This is a genomic window from Brevibacillus sp. NPDC003359, from assembly GCF_042878995.1.
In the GTDB taxonomy this organism is placed as follows: Bacteria; Bacillota; Bacilli; order Brevibacillales; family Brevibacillaceae; genus Brevibacillus.
Genome location: NZ_JBIAOR010000017.1, coordinates 76,015 through 99,653, shown reverse-complemented (window position 1 = coordinate 99,653; position 23,639 = coordinate 76,015). Strand labels below are relative to the sequence as shown.

The 23,639-nt window shown below is 46.0% G+C and carries 22 protein-coding genes and 1 pseudogene; 9 read left to right on the top strand and 14 right to left on the bottom strand.

The features are described 5' to 3' along the window. The first annotated feature begins 36 nt into the window (after positions 1–36). Entirely contained in the window at positions 37–993 is a 957-nt protein-coding gene (locus ACFYU8_RS27100) for a helix-turn-helix transcriptional regulator (protein WP_390305523.1), read from the top strand. On the opposite strand, the gene ACFYU8_RS27095 is transcribed toward ACFYU8_RS27100, so the two are convergent. From ACFYU8_RS27095 to ACFYU8_RS27085, 3 genes are all read right to left on the bottom strand, one after another. Beyond that, complete coding sequence (locus ACFYU8_RS27095; protein ID WP_390305525.1) at positions 962–2,155, bottom strand: MFS transporter; 1,194 nt, start codon at positions 2,153–2,155, stop codon at positions 962–964. The two genes, ACFYU8_RS27100 and ACFYU8_RS27095, sit on opposite strands and share 32 nt — an antisense overlap. A gap of 199 nt (positions 2,156–2,354) precedes the next feature. Then, positions 2,355–3,134: a helix-turn-helix domain-containing protein gene (locus ACFYU8_RS27090; RefSeq protein ID WP_390305527.1), complete on the bottom strand. Its 780-nt coding sequence runs from the start codon at positions 3,132–3,134 to the stop codon at positions 2,355–2,357. A 107-nt stretch (positions 3,135–3,241) separates the two neighbouring features. Next, on the bottom strand, positions 3,242–4,102 hold the full coding sequence (locus ACFYU8_RS27085; protein ID WP_390305529.1) for a LysR family transcriptional regulator: 861 nt from the start codon (positions 4,100–4,102) through the stop codon (positions 3,242–3,244). A 306-nt stretch (positions 4,103–4,408) separates the two neighbouring features. On the opposite strand from ACFYU8_RS27085, the gene ACFYU8_RS27080 reads away from it, so the two are divergent. Beyond that, positions 4,409–5,377, top strand: coding sequence for a DMT family transporter (locus tag ACFYU8_RS27080; RefSeq protein WP_390305531.1), 969 nt, complete (start codon positions 4,409–4,411; stop codon positions 5,375–5,377). Positions 5,378–5,527: 150 nt separating this feature from the next. Here the strand turns inward: ACFYU8_RS27080 and ACFYU8_RS27075 are convergent, their stop codons facing one another. The 5 genes from ACFYU8_RS27075 to lplA all read right to left on the bottom strand — a co-directional run bounded on the left by ACFYU8_RS27075 (position 5,528) and on the right by lplA (position 9,714). Continuing rightward, a complete protein-coding gene (locus tag ACFYU8_RS27075; protein ID WP_390305533.1) occupies positions 5,528–6,187 on the bottom strand; it encodes an anti-sigma factor in 660 nt (219 codons plus the stop codon). 59 nt (positions 6,188–6,246) lie between these two features. Beyond that, on the bottom strand, positions 6,247–6,792 hold the full coding sequence (locus ACFYU8_RS27070) for an RNA polymerase sigma factor (RefSeq protein ID WP_390305535.1): 546 nt from the start codon (positions 6,790–6,792) through the stop codon (positions 6,247–6,249). A gap of 96 nt (positions 6,793–6,888) precedes the next feature. Then, positions 6,889–7,377, bottom strand: a complete 489-nt coding sequence (locus tag ACFYU8_RS27065; protein ID WP_390305537.1) for a hypothetical protein — start codon at positions 7,375–7,377, stop codon at positions 6,889–6,891. Positions 7,378–7,414: 37 nt separating this feature from the next. Beyond that, positions 7,415–8,218 carry an extracellular solute-binding protein gene (locus ACFYU8_RS27060; RefSeq protein ID WP_390305539.1) on the bottom strand — a complete coding sequence of 268 codons (804 nt, stop codon included), beginning with the start codon at positions 8,216–8,218 and terminating at the stop codon, positions 7,415–7,417. A gap of 506 nt (positions 8,219–8,724) precedes the next feature. After that, positions 8,725–9,714, bottom strand: a complete 990-nt coding sequence (gene lplA, locus ACFYU8_RS27055; RefSeq protein ID WP_390305541.1) for a lipoate--protein ligase — start codon at positions 9,712–9,714, stop codon at positions 8,725–8,727. Positions 9,715–9,955: 241 nt separating this feature from the next. Here lplA and ACFYU8_RS27050 point away from each other — a divergent pair, with 241 nt between their 5' ends. Further along, entirely contained in the window at positions 9,956–11,713 is a 1,758-nt protein-coding gene (locus ACFYU8_RS27050) for a methyl-accepting chemotaxis protein (RefSeq protein ID WP_390305543.1), read from the top strand. Positions 11,714–11,800: 87 nt separating this feature from the next. On the opposite strand, the gene ACFYU8_RS27045 is transcribed toward ACFYU8_RS27050, so the two are convergent. After that, entirely contained in the window at positions 11,801–13,564 is a 1,764-nt protein-coding gene (locus ACFYU8_RS27045; protein WP_390305545.1) for a sensor histidine kinase, read from the bottom strand. Then, on the bottom strand, positions 13,554–14,279 hold the full coding sequence (locus ACFYU8_RS27040) for a response regulator transcription factor (protein WP_390305548.1): 726 nt from the start codon (positions 14,277–14,279) through the stop codon (positions 13,554–13,556). The genes ACFYU8_RS27045 and ACFYU8_RS27040 overlap by 11 nt, the downstream gene beginning before the upstream one ends. A 198-nt stretch (positions 14,280–14,477) precedes the next feature. On the opposite strand from ACFYU8_RS27040, the gene ACFYU8_RS27035 reads away from it, so the two are divergent. Next, on the top strand, positions 14,478–15,467 hold the full coding sequence (locus ACFYU8_RS27035) for a peptidoglycan DD-metalloendopeptidase family protein (protein ID WP_390305551.1): 990 nt from the start codon (positions 14,478–14,480) through the stop codon (positions 15,465–15,467). Between the two features lie 50 nt (positions 15,468–15,517). Here ACFYU8_RS27035 and ACFYU8_RS27030 read toward each other — a convergent pair whose 3' ends face one another. After that, positions 15,518–16,117 carry a DJ-1/PfpI family protein gene (locus ACFYU8_RS27030; protein ID WP_390305553.1) on the bottom strand — a complete coding sequence of 200 codons (600 nt, stop codon included), beginning with the start codon at positions 16,115–16,117 and terminating at the stop codon, positions 15,518–15,520. Between the two features lie 137 nt (positions 16,118–16,254). Here ACFYU8_RS27030 and ACFYU8_RS27025 point away from each other — a divergent pair, with 137 nt between their 5' ends. The 5 genes from ACFYU8_RS27025 (at position 16,255) to ACFYU8_RS27005 (ending at position 20,305) form a co-directional block, all read left to right on the top strand. Continuing rightward, positions 16,255–16,962, top strand: coding sequence for an ArsR/SmtB family transcription factor (locus ACFYU8_RS27025; RefSeq protein WP_390305555.1), 708 nt, complete (start codon positions 16,255–16,257; stop codon positions 16,960–16,962). A gap of 829 nt (positions 16,963–17,791) precedes the next feature. Then, positions 17,792–18,610 carry a hypothetical protein gene (locus ACFYU8_RS27020; RefSeq protein WP_390305557.1) on the top strand — a complete coding sequence of 273 codons (819 nt, stop codon included), beginning with the start codon at positions 17,792–17,794 and terminating at the stop codon, positions 18,608–18,610. Between the two features lie 77 nt (positions 18,611–18,687). Continuing rightward, positions 18,688–19,224: a hypothetical protein gene (locus ACFYU8_RS27015; protein ID WP_390305559.1), complete on the top strand. Its 537-nt coding sequence runs from the start codon at positions 18,688–18,690 to the stop codon at positions 19,222–19,224. 367 nt (positions 19,225–19,591) lie between these two features. Next, positions 19,592–20,059 carry a hypothetical protein gene (locus ACFYU8_RS27010; protein WP_390305561.1) on the top strand — a complete coding sequence of 156 codons (468 nt, stop codon included), beginning with the start codon at positions 19,592–19,594 and terminating at the stop codon, positions 20,057–20,059. Positions 20,060–20,101: 42 nt separating this feature from the next. Beyond that, complete coding sequence (locus ACFYU8_RS27005) at positions 20,102–20,305, top strand: hypothetical protein (protein WP_390305563.1); 204 nt, start codon at positions 20,102–20,104, stop codon at positions 20,303–20,305. A 203-nt stretch (positions 20,306–20,508) separates the two neighbouring features. Here ACFYU8_RS27005 and ACFYU8_RS27000 read toward each other — a convergent pair whose 3' ends face one another. The 3 genes and pseudogenes from ACFYU8_RS27000 to ACFYU8_RS26990 all read right to left on the bottom strand — a co-directional run bounded on the left by ACFYU8_RS27000 (position 20,509) and on the right by ACFYU8_RS26990 (position 23,567). Next, complete coding sequence (locus ACFYU8_RS27000) at positions 20,509–20,994, bottom strand: MarR family transcriptional regulator (protein WP_390305565.1); 486 nt, start codon at positions 20,992–20,994, stop codon at positions 20,509–20,511. A 97-nt stretch (positions 20,995–21,091) separates the two neighbouring features. Continuing rightward, positions 21,092–22,439 (bottom strand): annotated as a pseudogene (locus ACFYU8_RS26995) (FAD-dependent monooxygenase). 240 nt (positions 22,440–22,679) lie between these two features. Next, positions 22,680–23,567, bottom strand: coding sequence for a DMT family transporter (locus ACFYU8_RS26990; RefSeq protein ID WP_390305567.1), 888 nt, complete (start codon positions 23,565–23,567; stop codon positions 22,680–22,682). Positions 23,568–23,639: the final 72 nt, after the last annotated feature.

Below are 23,639 nucleotides of genomic sequence, written 5' to 3'. Positions count from 1 at the left end.
AAAGTCATTTTGTTTTTACTTCTAGGAGGGCTTTTTATGCGGGCAGATCGACTCCTTACGATCTTGTTGCTCTTGCAAAACCACGGTCGTATGACTTCCAAGCAATTAGCAGAAAGGCTGGAGGTGTCTGAGCGAACCGTTCATCGCGATATGGAAGCCTTGAGTGCGTCAGGCGTTCCCGTCTATGCGCTGCGCGGTGCAGATGGGGGCTGGACTTTGGCAGAAGGATATCGCAGTAATTTGACCGGAATGAAAATAGATGAGCTGCAATCACTGCTCGTAGCCTCCCCTGCTGCCTTGTTGAATGATCTCGGGCTGCATGAAAACTATGAAGCTGCTTTTCTCAAGCTGCTGTCCGCACTGCCAAAGACCGTTCAGCAGGATGCCATCCACGTACGCCAGCTGCTTCATATCGATGGGGCTGGCTGGCATGAATCGACCGAGACTTTTCCGTTCTTGTCTACGGTTCAAGATGCTGTATGGCTTTCACGTAAGCTGTTCATTCGTTATATGCGCGAGGATGTGGCCGTAGAGCGCATTGTCTGCCCGCTCGGACTCGTAGCCAAGCGAAGCATCTGGTATTTGGTCGCCCAGGTGGACGAGGACATGCGGACGTATCGGATTTCACGACTGTTGGATGCACAGCTGCTAGATGATGGCTTCATCCGACCAAGCGATTTCGACCTCGCTTCGTATTGGGAACAATCTACTATGGACTTCAAATCCAGCCTTCCACGTTATCCTGCGCGGTTACTCGTCAAAAAAGAGACGTTACCAGCTGTAAAACAGGAGCGTTATATAAAAATAGCTTCCACCCAAGCCGCAACAGACGGCTGGATAGAAGCAGAAGTTGAATTTCATACACTTGCATCAGCATGCTCACTGATTCTCAGTTTCGGCCCATACATTCAGGTGTTGGAGCCCCAAGAACTGAAACGTGAGGTCGTAGAGCAGGCGCGTGCTATATTTGGCCTGTACGAGGTCCCGAATTAGCAAGGACTTTCGTTTCTCGTCCGTACACGAGCAGGACGATTGCTCCCACGATCAGCACCGCGGTAAATACACTAAAAATGAACGTGTAACTGTAATGATGCGACGAGTAGTAACCGACGAGATACGGCGCGATAATACTGCCGATTCTTCCGACACCGGATGCCATCCCAGAACCGGTAGCGCGCAACGGTGTCGGATAATTTTCCGGCGTGTACGCGTACAAAGCACCCCAAGCACCCAGATTGAAGAAGGACAAGAAGGCTCCCGTCACCAACAGCTCTGTCGTGCCACTGCTTTGTCCAAAAGCAAAGGCCATCACACCGGTCATGAACAAGAAGGTCGCCAGCGTCCATTTCCGTCCCCATTTTTCCACGAGATAGGCTGCCACGAAATAGCCCGGCAGTTGAGCCAACGTCATGATCAGTACGTACTGGAAGCTTTTGATCATCGTAAAGCCTTTGTCGACCAAAACTGATGGCATCCACAAAAACATGCCGTAGTACGAGAAAGCAATTGCAAACCAGACGACCCACAGCGTAATCGTCTCTGTGCGATGGGACGTCAACAGCGTTGCAATAGGAATATTCTCTGCCTGTTTCTGAAACTGCGGGGATTCAGGAATGCTCCGCCGGGCAAACAAGGCGTACACGACTGGCAATGCCCCGATCATGACAGCCACGCGCCAGCCATAGTCCGGAATGATGAAATACGATATGACAGCTGCCGCGATCCAACCGACCGCCCAAAAGCTCTCCAACAGCACAACCGTACTTCCTCGCTTCTCCGGCGGCGCAAACTCGTTTACCAGCGTCGAGGCTACCGGCAGCTCTGCACCCAAACCGAGTCCCATCAGGAAGCGAAACAGCAGCATGGTTGCAAAACCAGTCGCGAAAGCGCTCGCAAAGCTCGCCAAGCCAAACAAGACCAAGGTCAGCAAAAATACTGGCTTGCGGCCAATCCGGTCAGCCAAGTAGCCCCCTGCAATAGCCCCAATCGCCATGCCGACGAGATTGCCCGTCCCTAAAAGCCCTGCCTCTTCCCCTGTCAAACCCCATTCCTGTCGTAATGCCACCATAATAAAAGATAAAAGTGCAACATCCATGGCATCGAACATCCAGCCAAAACCGGCTGCCCAAAAAACTTTTTTGTAAGGCTTTGACATTCTCGCTCCCTGCTTTCCTTTCGTTTGCGCATCATATTCACGCCTAGTTATGATTTCGCTTTTTCGTCCAATATCCTGCTCACGGAAAAAAGTTTGACTATTGTGATAGTAGGCTTTCCCAAGTAGCTCTCATCTAGTCGAGATCCTAGCAAAAAAAGGCAGCCTAATTATGCGTAAGCCGCCATTTTCTACTCTGGGACTATTGCGGAAGCCGCTGAATAAATCTGTTCATAAGCAAAGAAAGAGAAATCAAAATGGGAGGGTCGTCCGGATGAGGCACATGGAGAGTAACTTGCTGATGAGGGACGATCGTAGTTGGCGTGACAATAATTGGTTTCTTCGAACGTGTGCGCAATGTCTCGTACGGCAAGAGAAAATCCATCGCCTGCATGCCCCAGGCAACAGATGTCGCCATCAAATAATACGTGCCCGGCTTGACATTGGTAAAACAAAAATTGCCTAGTGAGGGTAGCAATGTTCCGTATAAAGGAAGACCTTCTGGAATCGGCTTGGCAAACAATCCAATCAAAATGACGCCTTGAAAAGGCTCTGTGGACTCGATTGTCCCTGCAATGGTCATTGGTCGCTCGGGGGCAGGATGTAACCGAGTCCACGCTGTCAACTGCTGCAAGGAACGGAGATGGTCACTGGCTAGCTGGGCCGTTTCTCGAAATTCGCTAGGCGACACCCCGACACGCTCCGTAAAACGGGTAGAGAACGTCCCCAAGCTCTGCTGGCCAATTTCCAGACCAATGTCACGAACACTCATGTTCGTGCGTAGCAGTAAATCCTTGGCCCTTTGGAGTCGCATGGTCGATACGTAATAAAGCGGGGGGAGACCGATTCTTTCTTTAAAAATCCGCGCAAAATGATACTGGCTATACGCAACATGATTCGCCAACCGGGAAAGTGGTAAAGGCTCATCTAAATGTCGATGTATATAAGCGATCACTTCGTCAATTTCGGTATACCTGTCCATCAGTCGAGCCGCTCCCTCCTTCATTTGCACAGCGAAATATAGAACGTTTGTTCTGAAATAAAATTTACCATATTTTTCTCGTTGATGGAAGGAGCAAATTGCAGCAATTACGCTTTCGTTTTCTGCAAACGGATTTCGTCCAGAAACGCTTGCATCGTGTTCGTGATAAATGAATCTTTTCGGCGAATAAAAACGGTTGTCACCTCATGATACGGCTCCGGGATGCGATGAATATGAACCGTTCTGCTCTCGACCAAGTGATGTACTGCCGACTTCGGCAAAATGGTAATGCCGATCCCCGCTGCTACGCCCCCGATAATCGTCTCGAACGTTCCGAATTCCATCACTTTTTTCGGAATCAAGCCCTCTACCTTCATCCAGGTCTCTAACCGCTCCCGATACCCGCAGCCCTTTTTGTAGAGCAAAAGAGCTTTCCCTGTGATATCACTGGCAGTGAAGGAACTGTTTTTCGTTACCAGTACCAGCTCCTCTTGAAACACTTGCTCCTGCTCGATCAATGGATGGTTGATAGGCCCACTCACGAATGCTCCATCCAGCGCGAGATCCAGCACTTTTTGCAGCAAATTCTCCGTCACCCCTGCCTTGAGTGATAGATCGACATGCGGATACTGGCTGCAATACGAGGATAACAACCCCGGAAGGGCATTGATGGTCTCGACCATCCCGACTTCCAGCACCCCGGACGGCTCAGACGACCGATGAAAATAATTTTGCATTTCTTCGAACTTGGCGATGATTTCTCGCGAATACTCGAGCAGGCGCTTCCCTTCTGTATTTAGGGTCATTCCTCGTTTGTTTCGATAAAACAAAGGCGTTCCCAGCTCTTTTTCCAACAACTTGATCCGCGCCGTTACATTCGACTGAACGTAGCTCAGCTCGGCTGCGGTCTTGCTCACGCTGCCCAATGTGGCTACCATCTGAAATATTTTCAAATCATTGATCTCCACGTTTCTCTCTCCTCATCTTATCTATCACTAAAAATGATACATAAAGTTATTATCAATCATTATACTAACATATTTCCATCCAGTATGATGTGGTAAGTCAGCTTCTAGAGGAAGTTCAAAAAAACGTCTTTTGATCACGAAGTAAAACTGAGAGCTTATACGACATCGAAAGAGGCGTTCACCTTCAAAGTCCGGTGCTCATGTAGGTCCCCTACACTCCGCCTCCTCCTTTTTCAGGTTCTCGCCACTTTCTCGGTGCTGAAAAGACGTCTTTTTGAACACGTATTGAAAGGGAGAAATCGCATAATGAACAAGCAACTACTTTTAGGGTCTATTTTCTGCATGGTCGCCAGTATGTCATGGGGGGCGATGTTTCCAGTTGCGCACATCGCGCTGCAAGAGATCGATCCATTTTACTTCTCATTTCTTCGCTATTTTTTCGTAACGATCATTTTGTGCGGTTTGCTCTGGGCAAAAGAAGGCTTGTCTGCTTTTCGTTTTGAAGGGCGCGGGAAGTCTCTGCTGTTTTTTGGAACCATGGCGTTCACCGTCTATAATATGGGGGTATTTCTCGGGCAGGATTTGATGGGAGAGCCAGGCACGATTGCAGCGTCCATTATGGAAGTGCTCATGCCGATGATCTCGATTGTACTTTTGTCCATTACCACTAGAAAGCTGCCGCCGTACTATACGTTGGCAACGATTCTGATAGCTTTGGTCGGCGCTGTCCTTGTTATTACCAATGGCAATCTTACCTTCTTTACTACAGCTAGTCAGCATTTGATCCCGTTGTTCTTCATTTTCATCGGTGTTGTGGGTTGGGTCGTCTATTCGATCGGCGGCGGGCGTTTTAACATGTGGTCTACGCTTCGCTACTCCACGTTGACGTGTCTCTTAGGAACAGGAGTTAACTTCGTGATTGTCACGGTCTCCTCACTCTTTCAATGGCTTCCGGTTCCTACCCTCGAAACTGTGATGTCCATCAAGTACGAAATGGCGTTCATGATTCTATTACCCGGCTTTGTAGCTCTTTTGAGCTGGAATGCAGGCATCAAGCTGCTCACTCCGCTCAACGGCATTTTGTTTATCAATCTGGTTCCGATCACGACTTTTGCCATAATGGCGTTTCAAGGTTATGAGATCAGCCGTTACGAATTGTGCGGCACCTTGCTCGTGATTCTTGCTCTGATCGGAAACAACCACTTCCAGAGAAAACAACTGCAATACCGAAAAACTGTAAAACAACCTAGCGGAAGAAAGGTACCGTCTATGTGATAGGAATTGATTTAAAAAACAGTCAGGACACATTGAAGTGTGCCCCCGAATTGTTAGACATGTAATGTAATTAAGCCACATATAAGGTTTGAGTCCGGTATTGTACTGGACCCAAGCCTTTTCATTTTGTGTTGATTCGTTTGCAGTTATCTATGACCCGGCGATTTTTTGTCCCCTTGGCTGGCTGCTGTTGACGTCCGGTTCGACGGTGATGCCGATTTGATCAAAAGTCTGCCCTGCGGCGAGCTGGTAGGTCAATAATCCGAGTCCATTTTCGTCCGGCTTGAATATGCCACCATTTTCCCTCTTGCCGTCTTTCAGCAACCAAACCTGGTAAACCTGTGAACCTTCGACGTCTGGAAATTCGTTAACCTGCACCACCAAATTTTTCTCTGATCCCTGCTGGACAATATAGGCGATGCCGTTTGCTCCCGGGTGGCTCTGATTGGCTGCTTTTAAGCGAATGGCCGTTAAAATTTCAATAGGTATATTTTCGGCATGGCGATTGTTTTCCTGTACATTCGCTATTCCAAGGCCAGTAATCGCGAGCAACAAAACAGCCACGATACTGGCTGAAACTGGAGTGAACTGGCTTTTGAACATCATGGCAAGCTTGCTCATCTTAGCCATAAATGTTTCCGTACCGCTTTTCCTTTTGTGATCAATAACAAACCCCAGTACCTCGCCTTTTAGCGATTCAGGCACCTCGATTTCGGTATAATCAAACGGCAAAGCATGCCAGGCCTGGGACAATTCCTGATATTCTTTCTTACACTCCGTACAATTCTTTAAATGTTCCACAAAGGCCATGTGTTCGCTCTCCTTGAGCTCATTTGCTATATATGGAATTAAATGTTCACAGTCTCTTCTCATTTTATATCCTCCAGTTCCAGATGCTTCCTCAATCCTTTAAGAGCCTGGTGAAGCCTGCTTTTAATCGTGCCAAGCGGCTCCTGTTCCAGCTTGGCGATCTCTGATAGAGAATACCCTTTCCAATAAAGCAAATCGATTAATTTTCTTTGCGCCGTCGGCAATTTGTTTTTCGCCACCGCGATATCATTCGTATTGACTCGTTGCTCGATTGCATTGGCAGGGTCGGCGATCTCTTCATGTTCCTCTTGATGGTGTCGTGTATGCCGCTTCTCTTTGCGGAGGTAGTCAATGCAAATATTGCGGGTAATCGTGAGGAGCCAATTGACAAAGCTGCCTTGAGCGGGATCGTAATGGCTGTTTGTTGTCCATAGCCGCAAAAAGACCAACTGAACAATCTCTTTCGTCTTATCCTCATTCCCATTGCAAAACTTCATAACAAAGCCGTAAACAAGCTTTATATATCGATCATAAATTTCATCTAATGCGTGACGGTGTTTTTCGTTTACCAATCTCATTAATTCCGCATCGTGTTTTTCTTTCATGTGGCACTCCCTGCTATTGGATAAAAATATATTGCCATTGTACTATTGTAAAAGTAAGGATGGGAACGACCGCGACTGATCGTTCCCTGGGTAGGCTTATTTAAATTCTGTCTCGCTGTTTACGACAAACCATACATCTTTTACTCCTTGTCCGCTTACATCCCCTTTTTGCGTGTCTTTTGCAAAATAATAGAGAGGAAAGCCTTTGTACGTGACCTGCTTTTCCCCGTTGTCTTCTCTTGTGATCGTAGCGAAATCCTTTTTGTCAAAACCTTCAGGGACGGCGAAATCCTCCTGGGTAAATGCTGGCCAGTTTGCCAGACAGTCTCCGCTGCAATTGCTTTTTCCTGCTTCGTCCTTTTTAAAGTAATACAGGGCCCTTCCCTGTGGATCCGCCAGGTACTTTCCAGCTTTCTCATTCTCCAAAAGCTGGAGGCTCTCCGCTGGGGCTTGTTCCGAATTAGTTTGTTTCGTTTGGGCTTGATCGGGTTGATTCGTCTCTATTTTTTCGTCAGTGCTTTTGCCGCAGGCAGCCAAAACAAAAAGAATGGATAGTATCGCAAGGATATACATTCCTTTTTTCATGTATGTTCCTCCCGTTGTTTAGATGTAAGGCTCGTCCTTACTTCCAGCCCCATTTTTGAAAGATTTGGTGAGACTCTTCTGTTTTTAAATATTCAATAAATTGCTGCGCCTCTTTTTTCTGATCGGTGATTTTCGTCAGGGCAATCGGCGTTCCACGATAGAGTTTTTCTTCTTCGGGCAGTTCGACCAAGTCAGTCACATCCTGGAGCCGGTAATGCCATGATTCATAGGTAATCCAGGCGTCCATGCTGGAATTCGATTTCCATTGTTCAATGGCTTCGGCACTCGATTTTACAGAAAGGTTTATATTTTGGGAAATGCCTTCGATCAGCCCTTTTCTGCCTGCCTGGTCTTCCCACAGACCAAGCTGGCCAGCCCCATTCACATCGATTATGTTTACTCCCTTTTTCGTTAAATCCTCTAGGCTTTCAATCTTCTTAGGATTTCCTTTCCTTACCAATATTCCTGCAGCACGCGGGTAGAGCTGCGTTCGTGATTTCGTGTCGATTATTTCGGGGTGGTTAAAGATGAAGTCCTGCAGCATATACTCGGAGCCACCGAAAATAATATCTGCATCTTGCTTCGCTTGGCCTATCCAATTGCCCTCTGGGCCGGCTGTTACTTCCACCTTGATTCCCGTTTCAGTTGAAAAACGTTCAGCAGATTCCTTGATCGGTCCAAGTGGTCCGCCCGGTCCGTACACCCGGATGACATGATCACTTTGACTGGAAATTTGTGTCGCCTGGGATGCCGGCTTACGATCCTCTTTTGCATAGGCTGACAATCCGGCAGTCGTAATGACAAAGAGCAGTACAGTTGATAGGAACACGGTCTTCTTCATGATTCTTCCTCCATTTCATAAATAAATTTTCCCGGTATATTAAAGGAAACGAAGGGAGGCTGTAAACGGTTTGATTGTTATTCAAAATAGTTGGGGCATTACCAGCGTGGCTGACACCACCTGCAAAGTATCAGAAATTATATCCGGGAACTTGTTGATAACTTCAAAAGAACCATTTATGAGCGCTTCTGCACGCCAAAAAGGGGCGCACGAGGAATCAATGCACCTTTACGAACAGTGTCTCGCTGAAACAGGGCAGATCGGTCGCGTTACCATTGTGAGCGATCTTTTGGAGGTCTATTTGGATAGCGATCTATTCGACGCGGTACTTGAACTGACTCGACCCAGCAGCCTTCAAGTAGGGGATTTATTGAACTCGGGGAACCGTCAACCGGGAAATTTTACAATAGTAACGCGGAGTCGTTTTAAAATCAGATTAAATAAACATGGCTGTCGACTTTCTCGACAGCCTGACCTAACAAAAGTTAGGTTTTTGACGTACTTTTTTAGACGAGTAATAGATCGACAAAAGACGCTTGATCCAGCTTCCCGAAAAACTCCTGAAGATTGATATCGTCCAGTCGCTCACTGATTGAGGAACGATCGTACGGCGTATCTCGCAGTACTGCCTCTAGCTCTGATACATCGCGTACACCGAAGAAATCGCCGTAAATTTTCGCTTCTTTAATTTTGCCTTTTTCAATATCAAGCTGGATCTCCACGGTGCCGATATCGAAACGTTTGGATTGACGGTAATTGCTTTTCGGTGACTTGCCGTAGTTCCACTCCCAAGTCTGGTAACGGGAACGGGAAAGCTCGTGAATTTTCTCCCAATCCTCGTCAGTCAGCTTGTATTCTTCAATCTCTCCTTCTCCAAAAATGGAGCGGAGAATCGCCAGACGGAACTCTTCAATGCTCATCTTGGTCACCAAAAACTCTGAGATGTTGGCTACGCGGCTGCGAATGGATTTGATCCCTTTGGACTGGATCTTCTCTGCGTTTACCTTGAGCGCAGACACGACGTTTTCCATCTCTGAATCAAAAAGCAGTGTACCGTGGCTGAACATGCGTCCTTTGGTTGAATACTGTGCGTTGCCAGAAATTTTCCGTTCCCCGACCTGAATGTCATTTCGTCCTGTCAGTTCTGCTTCTACCCCTAATGTCTTCAAGGCTTGTACCACAGGAGCCGTGAATTTGCGGAAATTGTGGAAGGACTCGCCGTCATCATTCGTGATAAAGCTGAAGTTGAGATTGCCCAGATCGTGATAAACAGCGCCGCCGCCAGATAGTCTACGAACGACATGGATATTGTTTTGCTCCACATAGATGGCATTTATCTCTTCAATTGTGTTTTGATTTTTCCCGATAATAATAGAAGGTTCATTGATATAAAACAGCAAATAGTCGTCACTGTTGGGCAAATGCTTCAGGGCGTACTCTTCAATCGCCAAATTGATGCGCGGATCTGTAATCCCTTGATTATCGATGAATTTCATTAGATAACCTCCATCCGTAAGCGTTCTATCTTCCTATCATACCATTTCCTGCTGGTCTGTACTGCTTTCGAATCTGCTCATGTATGCAGCACTGTTTACTTATCTAATTTTTTTTGTGGATTTTTTGAAAATCCTCTATAAAAACGTTTTCAGATTGTCGATATATGACGTATGTCTAGGGCTATCATCTTGGTGTTTTCTTATTCTAGATCAAATACTATGGACCAACGAGGTGTTCTTTATGAAAACAGCCAAGTTCTCCCGTTCAAGCTCTCTTCGTACCAAGGTCGTCCTGTTATGTCTCCTGCTATTGGCGATTCCTTGCCTTAACATCGGAATTCAGGGCTATTATTCTGCTAGCTACAGCTTGGACGACTTGGGCAGCCGCATCTTAAAAAACAACGTGAACTTGACGATTGAAATGATTGATGTTCTCCAGAAACAGGTCGAAGTTGGTAAAATCAGCAAAGAAGATGCACAAGAGCAAGTAAAAATTCACATCCTCGGCCCCAAGCAGTCGGATGGAACCCGCTCGATTAACAAAAATGTCGATTCCGGTGCCAGTGGATACATGTTCGTTCTGGATGAGAAAGGTGTCATGCTGGCCTCTCCTTCTATTGAGGGGAAGAATCAATGGGATGCAAAAGATCCTGACGGTATCTTTTTTACCCAAGAAATGATTAAGCGCGGTCAGGAAGATGGCGGCTTTACGTACTATCAGTGGTCGAAGCCAGCGGAGCCAGATATTCTCTATCCGAAAATCGCCTATTCCAAGCTAGACCCTCACTGGGGATGGATCGTAAGCGCAAGCAGCTACATGGAAGACTTCAATGCCCCTGCCGAAAGTGTACTGTCTGATTTGCTGATCGTGCTGGGAATCTCCTTGATCATCGGATTCTTCGTCTCGTGGTATGCCTCCGGGTTCATTTCCAAGCCTATTGCCTTGGTTGCCGAGCGGGTGAAAGAAATTGCTGGTGGTGATCTGTCCGGGAAAGACATCGTCGTAAAAAACCGTGATGAAATCGGACAATTGGTACATGACGTGACCCATATGACAGAGAATCTGCGCCAGCTCATCTCTCGTGTCCGCATCAGCTCTCTTCATGTCGCTTCTACCTCTGAGGAGCTGACGGCGAGTGCAGAACAGACGAGCAAGGCAACCGAGCAAATTGCCGTCACGATGCAAGAGATCGCCATCGGAGCAGAGGATCAGTCCAAAACGATCGATGGAACAGTCAAGACGATCAACGACATGTCATCGCGCCTGCAACAAATTGCATCCAGTTCCGAACAAGTCTCTCTGACTGTCGATACGACAAACATGCTGGTTTCAAGCGGCAACGAAGCCATTGGTAGTTCTATCGCTCAAATGAATTCCATCAGCACTACTGTCCACGAATTGGCAGAATCAATCAAAATGCTTGGTCACCGCTCTTCGGAAATCAGTAAAATTGTTGAGGTCATCACATCGATTGCTGAGCAAACAAACCTGTTGGCACTGAATGCTGCGATTGAAGCGGCCCGTGCTGGAGAGCATGGTCGTGGATTTGCTGTCGTCGCCAATGAAGTACGCATCTTGGCCGAGCAATCAGCAAAATCGACCCAGCAGATTAAAGACCTCATTAGTGCCATTCAGGTTGATACGAACAAAGCCGTATACGTGATGGAGACGACTACCTCTGAGGTATCGGCTGGAATCGAGGTCGTTCATGAAGCCAGCAAGGCATTCCAGGAAATTTTGTCTGGAACGACAGAAGTAGCACGTCAGATTCAGCAAGTTACCACTGCCACTCATCATATGACAACAGGAGCAGAGCAAGCTGTCCATTCCATTGAAGCCATTGCCTCCACTGCGGAGACAACGGCTTTCGGAACACAAAACATTTCTGCTGCCGCTGAACAACAATTAGCCTCTATGGAGGAAATTTCGTCCTCTGCTGCTTCCTTGTCAAAAATGGCGGACGAGCTGCATGAATCGATTCAGCAATTTAAGGTGTAACCATATAATCTCGTAAACGAAAAAGGCTGCCTTTGCTGGTCAACCCTGACCTCGCAAACGCAGCCTTTCCTCTTCATAGAAGCCTATCTAAGCTCGAGGCGATTGCTCCGCTTCCCACGTAATCGAAATCGTCGTCCCCTGCCCGACAGCCGTTTTCACCTCGATTGAACCACCAAACGCTTCCACTAATGCTTTTGTAATGACCATCCCAAGGCCAGAGCCTTCCGTCCGAGACTCGGTGTCTGTGCCACGATAATACCTCTCAAAGAGTCGAGCTGCTGTTTCTTCGTCCATCCCACTACCATTGTCGCTAAAAATGAGCACAGCTCTAGATGGCTCGACTGCCTGTACACGGATGGACACAATCGTACCGCTCTCGTTGTGAATCAAGGCATTGGCAACCAGATTATCCACGATACGCTGAAACCAAGGCTTGTAGACGAGCATGTAAACAGGTTCGGCAGAGGGGGTAAACCGGATGCAGCCTTCCGGGTACAATGGATGTTTTGCTGCTTCCGTGATGGCTTCGGTCGTGCAAACATTCAGGTCAACGAGCTCGACTGTAGGAGCGCCTTGTCCGTTTCTCAATCGATACGTCAGCGCCAAATCGTTGATCAGGTCTTCCATATACGCTGACTTGTCCAAAATAATTTTGGCAAATGTATGTACCTCTTCTGTCGACCACGTATATTCAGCATTTCCTAACAGATGCGCGTACCCTTTCACAGAGGACAGCGGTGTTTTGAGATCATGGGACACGCCTGCGATCCACTCATTTCTCAATTGCTCCGTTTCTTGGCGAAGCTTTTCGTTGCGGTAAAGCGTTTGCGACAAGGAGTCCATCGAATTGATCACATCTTGGTAGATACGGTATTTGCGCTTTCTCTTCCCCCGCTTGTCTTGACTGAGCGGAACACCATCCGCATTGGCAGGCTCCTCGTACTTTCCTCCACGCAGAAAGGTCAGCCACCGTAAAACGTGAACAATAGGTGCCCCAAACCGTTGTCCGAACAAGTAAGACACAATCCCGAAGACGAGCATTGCCGACAAGAGCAACATGCCCATCCCGATGAAAAGGGCTTTACTTTCCGGTGTCAATAGCGGTTCTTCCCCGGGAGTCGTTCCTGGCAATGGAAAACTGAGTACCCAAGTTTGACCGCTATTTTGATCATAATGCGATACAATTGCTGCTCCGTAGCGATCCGGGTATATCGAGCGCAGCGCCAGTTCTTCCACCGAGAAATCCTTGATCGCTTTTGCAGGCTTATTAAATGAAGCCAGCTCTGCTCCCTTCGGATCCAAGAGCTGCACCCAGCCTGCTTTGTTCTTCAGTTGATTTTGGATGCTTGGAGGAAGCATGATCTCGTTATTTTTAAGAACAGCCTCCTTCATCACCTGCTGCAAGAAGTCGTCATCGCGATTCGTCATCCCATATAGCAAGGTGTGAACCACGCCGTCTTTTTCCTGTATCCATAGCGATAGCCGATACGGAAACGGGCTTTTACGGAGCCAATAAGCTGTTAATTGTCCAGGACCGTAGTAGCTGGGGACATCAGGTGGAGTAAAGAAAGAGTCGGTGACATAGCCCTTTTCATCAATCCGCTGAAGCCACCCTCCGCTATCTCGCACCTTCTCCAGCAGCTTCGGGTCAAAACGGACTTCCTCTCCCTCTACTTCAATGGTCTGGATCAGCCGCTGCAAGCCGACACTCTCAAATTCACGTGAGGACTGCACTTTTGACATTTCTTCAAGCGTCCAATATAGCGTAAACCCGGCTAGCACAAAGAGGATGAGACCAACCAGCACCAACCACATGACCAGATGGAGCGCGATTCTGCTTTTAATATTCATAGGGAAGGCCCTTTTTCACCATTTTGTACCCGAGTCCCCTGACGTTCACCAAAAACTCCGGCTGCGCTGGATCGGGCTCGATCCGCTCCCGAATCCGGTGGATATGTACCATGATGGTGTTGTCGTCACGTAAACTATTCACGCCCCATACTCGTTCGTACAGCTCGCTTTTCGAAAATATGCGATTCGGATTTTTGCACAAAAATAGCAACAGTTGAAAAACAAGGGACGGACAAGGAATGACTTTTCCCTCTACATGGAGCTCCCCTGCTGATTCATAGACTTGAAAACGCCCAAAATCAAAGACCCCATGAACGGGTGTTGTCGGTACGTCGGGGTTCCGTTTGCGCGTACGGCGAAGCAATGCCTTGATGCGTGCGACGATTTCCATCGGGTTAAACGGCTTCGTCACGTAATCGTCCCCGCCAACGGCAAATCCGGTCAGCTTGTCAAAATCAGTATCTCTCGCACTCAAGAACAAAATCGGCGCATCCGTCAGACGGCGGATGAATGGACATGCTTCTATGCCGCTCATGTTCGGAAGCGTTACGTCCAGGACAATCAGGTCATAGCTTTTTCGCTCGCATGCACAGAGCGCCTCTTCGGACGTTTTCACTTTGTCGATCGAGTGGAATCCTTCTTTGTGCAGTACGGTCTCAAGCAATTGGAGAATGGCTTGCTCATCGTCCACGAGAAGGATAGCTGCATCTTTCACGTTCACTTCGCTCCTTTTGCGCTTTTGCGGTATCCTCCATTTTATCATGCGTAATGTCAGCGCGCGTCCGCAACAACCTTAACGGAAACATAATTTTGCCACGATCGATTTAAGCATCCTGTAAGCCTGCGTTTCATGTCCGATAAGAATGGCTTTCTATAATGGAGCTAGCGCTAAGAAAAAGATAGGAGTGGCGACATGAAAAAAGTATGGATTTCACTCGGTGTAGGAGCAATTCTTCTGACAGGATGTGCTACGCAATCAGAAGCAACCGCAATATCCTCTACTACTGAATCCCCCAAAAAGAAAGAAGAAGGGGCAAAGACGATGACTGTTCAAGCGGAATCTTTTGTGCAAGCTCTCCATGACGGAAAAATAGAGGATGTATATGAGCAGACCAGCTCGTCATTCAAACAGCAGGTTTCAAAAGCACAGTTTGTAGAAGGGTATGCCGCTTTTAGCAAGGGATTGAAATCGTGGAATCATCATTCCCACATGTCCGTAAACGGCAGCTATTATGACACCTGGGTGGATCAGGACGCCAAACGGGGACTTGTCCTTACGTCGGATGAAAAAGGGATCATTACGGGCGTTTTATTAAAGCCGCTGCAAAGCTACCCTGACACCGACAATGCTTTGACAAAGCTGGCGTACAGCGCACCGTTTACAGGTGAGTGGTATGTATTCTGGGGAGGTCAGAATGTCCTTTCGAACTATCACTACGAGGTGGAGAGCCAACGCTACGCATACGATCTGATTCAGGTCAAAGACGGATTATCCTACAAGGGTGAGCCTGCAAAAAACGAGAGCTATTTCGCATTCGGGCAAGAAATACTCGCACCGCAGGCAGGGACAGTCGTGCATGTCGTCAACGATATCAAGGATAATGTCCCTGTCGGAGCGATGAACGCGCAGCAGCCTGCTGGCAACGTCGTCATCCTCGATCATGGCAACGGAGAATTCAGCTACTTCGCCCATTTGAAGGAAGGCTCCGCCAAGGTAAAGGTTGGCGATCGTGTGGAGAAAGGAGATTTGCTCGGGTTATGCGGCAACTCTGGCAATTCCAGCGAGCCTCATCTGCATTATCAGGTCTCTGACGGCAAAGATTTGTTTAATAACAAATCCATTCGCATACAATGGGAAAACGGATTGAATCCGCGTCAAGGTGAAAGCATTACCGCGAAGTAAAACGTATAGTTGTTCATCAGCGGCAGTCCATCGCAGACTGCCGCTTTATTCTAGAGGACAATATCGTACTCCATTATCTTTGCAGTATGTTCTGCTACTTCCGCACCTACTAATCGTTTGATGATATGGAAGGACATATTGATACCCGCTGAGATCCCAGCAGATGTCACGATATTTCCTTCATCTATGAATTTTACTCCTTTTTGCACAATGACTTCGGGAAACTCCTTTTCCAGCCGTTCGAGACTTGCCCAATGGGTCGTTGCTTTTTTTCCTGTTAATAAACCTGCTTTTGCAAGTAAAAAGGCTCCTGTGCAGACAGAGGCCATCAGCTCCACCTGCTGCATTTGCTCACGAATCCAATTGATCACTTGCTCATTATGTACTTCTCGTTCTCTCGCACCTACCCCACCTGGAATGATGAGAATATCAAAAACAGGCATATTGGCAAAGCTGTAATCAGGTTGGACCTTCAGACCATTCAATGTTTGAATCATGTTCCCTTTTTCCGATACCGTTTTGACAAGAAATGGTGTGTGGCTGTCATTTTCCATAGATGTGACCGAAAAAACTTCAAGTGGACCTGCAAAATCCAACACTTCCACATCGTCAAACAAAAAGATTCCTACTCGCCATTGCTTGGACTCCATGTAGATATCCCCCCCATTCGTCTTTGGATATAGCTTACAACAACTCCACGCGGAACATCTCTTGTTTTTTTAGCTGTAACAATCTGCTAGAGTCATGGATAAGAAGATAAAAAATGATGGAGGAGATCCGCTGTCTGATGAGTACCAGCCCGAATATTATAGAGGTCGCGTCCCTCATAGGAGAACCATCCCGCGTTTCCATCCTAGTCAGCCTGATGAACGGTAAGGCACTCCCTGCCAGTGAACTCGCTCGAAATGCAAAAATCACCCCCCAAACGGCAAGCACGCATTTGGCAAAGCTGGTGGAAGGCGGTCTTTTGGTCAGCGAATCACACGGCCGACATCGCTACTATCGACTAGCCAGCCCTGATGTCGCCCATGCCCTAGAATCATTAATGACGATCGCTGCCCCTAAGCCAGTCCGTTCCTTGCGCGAGTCCGACCAATTGCAAGCCATCCGCTATGCTCGCACCTGCTACGACCATCTCGCAGGTGAAGTGGGCGTTGCCCTGACGCAGAAATTGCTGGAAATGCAGTTGATTGAAGCATCCGGTCAAGACTACGTGCTCAGTGAAGCGGGAAAAACCAAGCTGCAATCACTCGGCGTAGACCTTCAAGCAAAGCCGAAAAGCAGACGTCGCTATGCCCGTCCGTGCTTGGATTGGAGCGAGCGTCGCCACCACTTGGCAGGTAGCCTTGGTGCCTCACTCACCAACCGATTATTTGAGCTCGGCTGGATCGAGCGAGTGCCAGGAGGGAGAGCAATCCGTGTCACGCCGTTAGGCTGCTCTGGATTTATGACTGAGTTCGGACTGCATGTGGATGAAGGCAAAAAGCACAGCTAAGCGCGGGGTGAAAGCTCCTGTGGATGTTTTCAACATCCTAAGCCGGTCAGCACAGCAGACGTTTCCCTACAAGGGGATTGGTTCAACAACATTTTACATCAGTCGAGAATGACCGCCTTGGATGCCAGTCTCAAGGGCGGTCATTTCTTTTTGGTCAGGGCAACAACGATTGTTACGACTAGGCCCAGCAGTCAGATTGAGGACCGCTTCTGGGTCTGGATTCATTATGGCGCCACAGGGCTAGGAAGAGGAGAAGGGTTTGAACTAATCGATCATATTACGTTTATTCGTAGCAGTGTATTAGGTCCACTACTGTCAATGCGTTATGAAGAACTACCAAAAGGAGTTAGAAAGCTTGAACTGTACAATTTTAGTGAAATAGAGGAACTAAAAAAGACGATTCCCTTACACACTTTCGAGAGTTGCTATCAGGCGATTTTCATATATCGGTATTCAATAGTCTAAATGGAGGAAATCTAGCCTCGGCAATAAAAAGTGTTCAAGAATAACAAAGTATTAGACTGGCGTAGTTGATTAAACGGAATTTCTGCATTAGAAAAGCTCTTACTTAAAAAAATTAGTTCTAGACTATTCAATCCTGACGTACAAAAAGCCAGTCTAACACTTTATTTTTCAGTCCACAAACTTTATGTACTCAGAACAGCAAGTGGTAGAAAAGCTCTTCGATTGTAAATTTACATCTATCTTTGGGACTTTTTTACTGTTTTTAATATTTATACATTTTTTGACAACGTTTGCGCTTATTTTCTGATAAAACTAGTGTTGTGAGATGTAATTAATTGACAAATAAAAAATGTGGAGGTATTTTATGAAGAAAAATTTATCTTCTATAATTACTTGTGCTGTCTTGCTAACATCAGTCTTTCTTGCACCGGTAGCTGATGCAGCTAAAGCGGATTATTCGAGTTTGAGTAGTAAAGATTTAGCCAGTAAAGTTCTTTCTTTAAGCAGTAAACAAGTAAAATCAGAACAAAAATCTTTGGAGTCAGCCATCGCTAAGCTTTCAGACAAAGAGTTTGATTCATTTATTCACAATTTGGTAATGGCTAACAAAGAGAATGATAAAGGACTGAAAGAAAAATTAAAACCAATTGGAGTAGAATTAGAAACAAAGAAAAATGATAGGATTGGTCCTACAGCAATTGAAGCAGGTGACTTGAATTTCTCAGTTTCAAGCGCGAAGCGAACAGGAGAATCTTTCTATCGCCTTATCGCTTCCTGGGACCCTGCTATATCGGAAGTATATCCCGCAACTTATGATTTGGTATCTATTGAATGGGACCCTAAAGTAGGACAGTATTACTCCTCTAACGTAGGAAGTACAAGTTATACAACAGCTAGAGATGGAAGTAAACGTTTAGAAGGAGTTTACCTGTTTAATGTACACGATTATAAATTGGGTTTTGGTTCATATGCAGCTGTCTATGTAACTAAAAAGACTAACTCTACGTTAGAGTATGGTTCTAAATATGTTCACACCTATGATACTGTATCATGGAGCGGTAATTTCCAGGCTAACTTTACTTGGGAAAAATTAGGTCCAACTGGTGGTGCATCGTTTTCACTTTCTCCAAGCATGACAGAGAGAAGTTGGCAAGTCTGGGACGATGGTGCCTTGCAGTGGTAGTATTATAATATGAAAATTTAAAAAAGCATTCGGATTACCGAATGCTTTTTTATCTTAAGAAAGGAAGAAAACACCTCATGAAGAGATTATTCTCCATAATATTGGGTTTATCCCTCATTTTGGCTTCTTGCAGCACAACATCATCGGAGCCTACGCATAATCAATTTGAAATTACTTTGACCGATGTATTCAAACATCAACACATTTCCTCGGTGTATCAGTTTGAACTTATTACGAAAGAACTCTCCACTATAAAAGACAAAGAGAGGTTGGCATATCTATCAGGAATGATTGATAGCTATTTGATTTCCAACCCTCTTTTCCTTCCATCCATTATCTTTAACAATCAAGAAACAAAGCAGATTATTGCCGATGAACAATTGCAAACTGAAATCGTAACGTTGTACTCGAAGAAAAAAGATTATCTAAAAAGAATTCAGCCATTAGTAAATGAAAATAATCTTATGGAGATCCAAAGAAAACAGGATGAACTCAAGAAACTAAGTGAACTTATGAGAAAAATAAATGATGATAGGTTTTTCAGTAACGATAAGTCTAAATTGGATTCATTTAAGAAAGACCTTGAAACGGTGATTAAGGAATTCCCAAACTAAACAAAGATCGAGGCGCATCACACCCGGAGTGTGGTGGGCCTGGTCACCTCACAGGAACCGGCCGCGGCGAAGGCGTTGCGACTGCCAAGGTTGTTCAAGGAAAAGTAGTAGACTGATGTTGTTGATTTGTCGCTATTTCTGTATAAGAAATGCTCATACCTTAGAAAAAAATTAGGTATTAGACTATTCAATCCTATCATGCAAAAATTCAGTCACAGCACAAAAATAATGTGTTAGACTGGATTTGGTTTTTTGAACTAACGAACCCGTTAGTTCAATACTGGACAAATGACTATCCACTTTTTGATTCATAAAACACCTCGCATAGAATTTACCAATATACAAAAGATAGGTAAGGAGGTGCTTTATGCAGAAGAAAGTTATCTTGCTCTTTGTTACATTGCTTATCAGTTTTGCTTCTGTTGCTGTCGCTATTCAAGACGAGGAAGTCGAACCGTTTACTTGGGATAGACAGTATGTTGATGAACTAAAAAAAGTAGATGTTGCTGTGTATGTTCCTTCTTATGTAGCTTCATCTGAATTTTCTCGAAAACTTGGTTCTTTATTTGTAAGCAAACTTGAAGTAAGTAAAGACCATTATTTATTCGAGATATCACGCCAAAGAGTGCGTGATGGGGAATCAAAAATGCTTACTTTTGACGTAATGACAATGTCAGCAGGTACTCTTCCTAGTTACCGAAAACAGCCTTTCTCTACATACGAAATGTTCGAAATACCAGAAGGAGCCACTAAATTTAACGGGTATGATGTAAAGTATTCTGCTAATAAAAGAGCATTTATCTGGAAAGATAACGGCTGGGAATACTTAGTATAGGCAGAGAATACTAACAATGCTATTAATATCATGAAGCGTGTCATGGCTACAATACCAAAGGGAAGTAATCCTGTTCATGGTGCAATAAATGGACAGATTACAGCTATTGATACAAATGAGGGTGTCCGTTCGGATGCTGGTTGGTCTTATGATAATGGAAAAACGTGGTACATAATAACTGGGCGAACTACACCAGAGCAATTAGTAAAAGTACTAAAGTCTATGGTTAAATTGGATACCAAATAATAAATTAATCGATGGTATGCTAAGGCCCCTTGAGGACGGGCCTTTTCTATGTTATTACACTATTCTGCCCGTTAGTTTAACTTGGTCGCCAGCCTAGAACTTTATTATCCAGTCTAATACTTTATTAATCAGTCTAAAACATTATTATTATCTCTGCACAAAAAGGACCCCATCTGTGTGATGGCGCCCCTTTGTCTACTATTTCAGAAATCCAAATCCAGCAAGTCCTCCAGCAATTCGCGAGAAAATGCTAATTGCTCTGGTGTGTATTTATCTAGAAAGCTCATAAATCGCTGTTCTATGTCTTGATGAATCCGGTGATGAATCTTATACAGCCTTTGTCCCTTTGCAGTTAGCCGATAGTACACTTCTTTCTTATTATCAACCAGCTGCTGCCTCTTAATTAGATCAAGTTTCCATAACTTTTTGCTGATCCGCGTTATGGACCCTTTCGTTAAGTTGATTTTTTCTGAAATCGTGGTGACGTTGATCGGACCATGATCTCCGATACAAGCAATGAAATGAATTTCGGTTAGCGTAAGGTTTAGCTTCATTCCCATCTCGGATTCCAGCTTCTGCATCTCTTCCGCCATTCGCGTAGTCAATTTACTTTCTCGTAACTCTTGCTGCGTGACGAGTTGTATGTAGAGCTGTATGATCCGCTGCTTGGAAAGCTCTTTGTTTTGCATATCATGTCTCCTAGATTACCATCTCCTTTCCATTATATACTGATTGTTTCGCAAAAAACAATTTTGTTTTGTTTTGCACAAAACAATCTTGTTTCAATCAATCATGTCCGCACCAGTGAATGATTCCTTTCCGAATAGCTTCCATCGGGTTAGACTCCGACTGGGAAACCGCCCAAGCGACATATCCATCCGGTCGAATCAATGCTGTATGAACGTCATACCAATCAGCAGCATCCTTAGCAAGCGAAGTGAAAACTACTTGGATATGCTTGTATTTCGACCAATCTACAGCATCGTACAATCGTTCATCCGAGCCGAAATGGAGCAAGAGGAAAGAACCTGAGTGAAAAAGCTCGTATGCATTCTGGCACACGTCGTTATCCAGGCGAAGTTTCAAATCTGTAAAACGTCGACCACTCAATACATGCGGTTTCGTCTTCCCATCCAGTTCATATTGTACATTGAACGCAGAGATTTGGGTGGCGAACCGATAATTAGCCCCGGGTATTTGCAGCAGGTTGGATAGCATATCCCTCAATGCCTTGATGGATGGGGAGAATTCTGAACCACCGAACAGCAGCGACTGCACCTGTGTATTCGTTAGTAATGCGGAATTGATGGGGAAACGCTCCGTATGATAGCTGTCTAACAGCCAATCTGGTGCCCAGCCTTTTAACTCGGCTGCCAGCTTCCACCCTAGGTTCATTGCCTCTTGCAAGCCAACGTTCATCCCTTGTCCACCAGCTGGTAAATGAATATGCGCCGAATCTCCCGCAAGAAAAATCCGTTCCTCCCGATAACGCTGAGCTTGCAAGGTCGCATTTCCAAAACGAGTCATCCAAAACGGATCGGATATCCCTAAATCGTCCCCAAGAATACGCAGTAAACTAGTACGTAGTTCCTCCAATCTTACTGGTTCTTCCTTTGGGACTGCCATTCGCTCCGGATCGATCAGGATCACCCGATGCATCCCTGCTGGCGGACAACGCTCGCTGTGCCGTCAGTACAGACTTTCCATGTGGCCCAACAGCCACAACCTCTGCCTTGTGCTGATCTTGGTGTACTGCTACCACCTCCTCTTCCCTACGTATTTCCACCCCGAGACTTTTCGCCCACTCTTCTAGTACCTTCTCCGTATCATGTTGGGGAATAATCAATGAATAGTTGGAGGAGGAATCCAATACGGAGAAATCCAAGCGGGTATCAAGTCCTGCAAAATGCCCTGTTGGAATCGTTTTTCCTCTATCAAGTAATTTCTTTTTCAACCCGCGCATATCGAGGATTTCCAGTGTACGCGGATGTACGGAGAGTGCCCGTGAATAAGGGGTTGTTTCCATTAAGCGCTCAAGCACGCACACCTTCACTTTGGCCAACGCCAGCTCTGCAGCCAGCATCATTCCAACTGGTCCACCGCCAACAATAATCACTTCATAATCGACTTGCATGGAAACCACTCCTCCTTATTTTGTTTCGCACGAAACATTCTGAGCATAACACACTCTTTTCTAATTGAAAATAATTTTCAATTAACTACATGCTGAAGACTATGCCGGCATTTGAAAAAGGCGTCCCCTTCTCGAATCTAGCAAGAGATCGCTTTCTTTCAAGTCAGCTATTTGTAGCTCACCAATAGTTTCATTCGAAACAATTACTTAGCGCCCTTTCAGAATAAAAAGCACAGCTAGCTACTCTGCCAGCTGTGCCTTTTCACTTACTCGCCTCCGCGGGGCAAACGTCCAGTTCACGAGGAAAATCCCTCCGAAAATCAGCAATCCTCCCGCATACACATGCCATTGCACTACCTCACCTAATAACAACCAGCCCGACAAAACACCGAAGAACGGAGCGAGGAACAAAAAGGCACTCGTTCGGCCCGGATCTCCGTGATTCAACAAATAAAACCACGTCGCAAACTGCACAATGGAAGCCATAATCGCGAGCCATAGGACGACGAACACAGCGGTTGGTGTCACAATCAGCTTCGGCGTTTCCAGCGTGAACCCCATTACAAGGAGAAGAATTCCTCCGAATAACATCTGATAGGCAGTCATCACCCACACGTTGAACCGGACTCCCCACTTTTTGACGAGAATCGTGGCAATTGACCACGCCAGGGCGGATCCGATGCCAAACAGCGTCCCCGTCTCCCATTGCAGATGGAAGCCAAGCGTGATGAACACCCCAACCAATCCAATCAGAACGCCCATCCATTGCGTCAGCCGATAAGATATTCCTAGAAACAACGTTCCCCATATGACCACGAGCAGTGGGTTCATAAATGTCAGAATCGAGGATTCACCCGCTGTGATCGTACGCAGACTCAAAAAGATACACCCCATGACGGCGGCCGTCTGCAAAAATCCGATCATACACAGCTTCCCCCAGTCACCCGCCGACTTCGGGAGCGGCTTTTTCCATACCCACGCTGCCATGATCAGTCCTGCCAACGTAAAACGCAGACCTACCAGCAGCAATGGTGAAAAATAGGTCAATCCAATCTTTCCTACCGCAAAAGACGAGCCCATCAATGATGTCGTCACGACGACAAGGATGCCGAACAAAATTCGATTCATTGCGTTGTTCCCCCGTTTCAGGCTAGCTACTTGTTTCTTCTTACATGTAGTGTACCTGACGGTTAGTTCGAT